3 protein-coding genes and 2 pseudogenes are annotated in these 3,288 nt (G+C 40.1%); all 5 read right to left on the reverse strand.

Annotated features, from left to right (window positions below; genetic code table 11):
- Positions 1 to 288: 288 nt before the first annotated feature.
- The gene (locus ACFING_RS09020; RefSeq protein ID WP_375613776.1) at positions 289 to 732 is read right to left on the reverse strand and encodes a hypothetical protein; all 444 of its coding nucleotides are present in this window, start codon (positions 730 to 732) and stop codon (positions 289 to 291) included.
- Positions 692 to 1,767 (reverse strand): annotated as a pseudogene (locus tag ACFING_RS09025) (hypothetical protein). Before ACFING_RS09025 ends, ACFING_RS09020 begins: the two are co-directional and overlap by 41 nt.
- Positions 1,757 to 2,230: a crossover junction endodeoxyribonuclease RuvC gene (locus ACFING_RS09030; RefSeq protein ID WP_375630580.1), complete on the reverse strand. Its 474-nt coding sequence runs from the start codon at positions 2,228 to 2,230 to the stop codon at positions 1,757 to 1,759. The pseudogene ACFING_RS09025 and the gene ACFING_RS09030 overlap by 11 nt, the downstream one beginning before the upstream one ends.
- A 15-nt stretch (positions 2,231 to 2,245) precedes the next feature.
- The gene (locus tag ACFING_RS09035; RefSeq protein WP_375630582.1) at positions 2,246 to 3,073 is read right to left on the reverse strand and encodes a hypothetical protein; all 828 of its coding nucleotides are present in this window, start codon (positions 3,071 to 3,073) and stop codon (positions 2,246 to 2,248) included.
- 19 nt (positions 3,074 to 3,092) lie between these two features.
- Positions 3,093 to 3,288: pseudogene (locus ACFING_RS09040) on the reverse strand (hypothetical protein); the annotation flags it as partial.

Genomic DNA, 3,288 nt, shown 5'->3' on the forward strand with positions numbered 1-3,288 from the left:
CTGCTACCCCTAATCCCCATGGGGCATGCCCCACCGCCGTTGCAACGAACTTTTTCCCCCCCTTCTGTTTACGTTTTTTTAAAAACATCTGGTTTAATATCCCCTACCTAAATCCATAACTTTACCAATGGATTTATTTGCCTCAAAATGGACCGTATAGAAGCGTTTTTAATTTCAATGTGGTTTTTATCACAAAATCTTTAAATCGCTCTGTACGGTGCCTTTCTGTCAATTTAAACGCATATCTATTCTCAAAATCATCAGCAAACTTCACTACTTTGCTGTTTATCATTCAATGCCCTTTAAAACTTCTTCAAGTTCTTTTTGAAGCTTTTCTATGCGTTCTGATGGCATCGGTGCCTTTTTATTTGTTTCCTTTTCAGGCTTTTCAAGGCTCCTAAGAATGTGCTTTGCATGAAAGCGAATATTGCCTTCAAGCGTCTTACAATAACGATAAAAATCTGCTGTTGAGGGCATAAAGGTCGAATTTAAGCCCTCGGCTTTGCCTTTCAAAGCGTTCTTTGTTGCCGTTTGCAATACCCAGCTGCTTATGCCTTCAAGAGCGTAAAGATACGCAAGCGCTGTCGCTTTCTCATCTGATCCCATGGGGCTCTTAAGTCCATTTGAAAGGACAAGATACGTTGTTTGAATTTCTTCTTCAGTCGCTTTCTTTTCAAGCTTTTGCAACGCATCATGAACTAATGAAGTAATTCTCTCCGCTTCTGCAATCAATGGTTTTTGCCCTGTCTTCCAATGGAATGGTGGTTCGGTTGTCATCCTCGAATAGAAATTTGTACACACTATCTGAATTTTTGATATTGGACATGTGCTGTGCAACGCGATAACTCCATCCACGCTGCTGTACTGTTGTTTCAGTGCTTGACTTTCCATAGTTTTTTCCTTTCTGTAAATCTTCAATTGCCTTGCGTACCCAGTTGCGCCATGTTGCTTGCCAATCCGTTTTGCATGCGTCCTTACCTGCCTTGGCATTCCAATAATCTCTAAATTTTGCGATTTCGACTTTCACACGCTCTGAAGGCAAGCCTTCGTTGATTGCAAAATCGTAATCGGGTTCAAAATCCGCAGGCAATCGACAACCTCTATCGGCTTTAACCCGCTTGGCTTTTTTAGGAACGTTTTCTTGCTCGTGAATGGGGGAGGTTGGTTGTCTGATGATGTTGCGATTTGATTTGGTTCGCTTTCAATCGCATCAACCTCGATTGGCTCGTCAACCAAATCGATTGTTTCTAAATCTTCAAAATCAATTTCTTTTTTTAATAAAACGTTAGTTTTATTTTTTTTATATATGTTAATGTTATTGTTAATGGCATTGCGTTCGCATTGCGCAACACTATGCGCATCGTATGCGCTCTGCATGCAATCCGCATATGCGTTTCCTTTTATATGATTATTGTCATTTTTACCTTTTGTTTTATGCCATCTAGAATGAGCTGCTTTTGTTGCTGCTTCTGATTTCTCTTTGCTATCATTTAATTCTAATTCAACATCTGGGTTCCACAACCGACCATCTTCTAAACAAATGATATGTCCAGTTTCTAATAAAAGATCTAATGCCTTCTGAAATTTTTTTACTGAGCAGCCAGCCAATAAAGATAACACTTTAAAATTATTCGTAAGCGGCTCTCCTGTGCGAAGCATTTGAAAGCGCAACTTAACATATATGAAACCTTCAAAAGCTGGCAAATATGCAAGATCAAGTAGCCACTTGTCTGCAAAAAGCCTCGTCCATGGTAATTTACTGGACATACCCCAATTCCCTTTCTTTAACTAAATATAAAATTGCTAAAGCATCTGCTTCGTTATCATCTTTCGGATTGTGCCCTTTTGCACGCACCGCCTTAATCATCTCTTCTTTCGACGCATTCCCCTTGCCTGTCGTCGCTTTCTTAATCGTACTTACTGGTATACCCTCATACGGTATCTGATGCTGTTCACACCACGCCGTTAACGTTGCTAACAAACCACCGTAAACATGCGCTGCATCTGTACCTTTATGACGCCTCACCTCTTCAAAATACACCACGTCAATTTGACCTGCTGTCTGCTTTATTTCTGATAGCCATTGCTTAAAGCGCAAGTAACGCATTCCACCGCCTTCAAAACGGCGCGATTGAAAATTCACGGTACCACTGAACATGTCACCACTTGCACCACGTATCGCCCACCCTGTTTTGGTACCTAGATCAAAACAAAGAATTGTATTATTCATCACGTTTATGAAGCTCTAAAGCCATATTCCGCACTCCCAATAATAACGGAGTCGCTCCCATATTCTACGGTGCCAAGGTAGAGATGCCATATATCGTTGTGGTGTTAACATAGACAATTCATAAGTCTTATTAGAAACGAACTGAGAGTTTATATGTTCACCACCCCTTATTCTTGTACCACCAAAAACCGCCCCTCCACCACTGATCCAACAATTGCCTTCATGACTTAGGTTATCTTCACTTTCTACCCAGCCCCCTAAATCACCTTTTTTGACATCACCAAAGTCTCTCAATGCACGTATGCGGTAAAGAGTATGATCATCAACTTCAATTGTTTCATCAGTAAGTTCGTATTTTTTTTCGCTACCATCAACCGACGCAATACTACCAATAATATCTTGAGAAATACGTGCATTACCAAATGCATTGGCAAATTCATGAATTGCTGCTGTACCATATACATGCGCCTGATCAAAAACATGAGCATTTCCATAAACCTTAGCTCTGCCGTAAACATGCGCATGATCATAAATTTCTGCATCACCGTAAACGTGTGCATTATCGTAAACCTGAGCATTGTTACCAACACATGCATTTTCATTAACACATGCCTTACCATAAACCTTGGCATTGCCGTAAACTCGTGCATTGCTATAAACATGTGCCTCATCGTAAATCCAACAATTACCCTCATGAGATAAGTTGCCCTCATGCTCTATAAAACCACCTAGATCCCATTGCTCGACATCTCCAAAGTCTTTTAATGCACGAATACGGTGAAGAGTTTTGCCACAAAATTTGATTATTTCATCAGTAAATTCATACTTCTTTTTAAGTATCATATCTTCCACCCCTATCTCCTCACTTACCCTTCTTCTTACTCTTCTTATTCTTATGAAGCGGCGCTTTTACTGCTTCATCACGCTGTTTAAGCTCTTGTGTTAGTCTTTGAATTTTCTCGTCACGTTCTTTAATCTCTTGCTTCAGTTGTTTAATTTCCTCGTCGTCACATTCTTCCATCTTTTGTTTCAGTTCTTCAATTTCCGTATCACGTGAT

It is taken from the genome of Bartonella sp. AP150HLJHH (genome assembly GCF_042196385.1).
Taxonomy (GTDB): Bacteria; Pseudomonadota; Alphaproteobacteria; order Rhizobiales; family Rhizobiaceae; genus Bartonella.

Coding starts and splice junctions, on each gene's coding strand:
- ACFING_RS09030 (WP_375630580.1), bottom strand. CDS start 2,230: ATGAATAATACAATTCTTTGTTTTGATCTAGGTACCAAAACAGGGTGG.
- ACFING_RS09035 (WP_375630582.1), bottom strand. CDS start 3,073: ATGATACTTAAAAAGAAGTATGAATTTACTGATGAAATAATCAAATTT.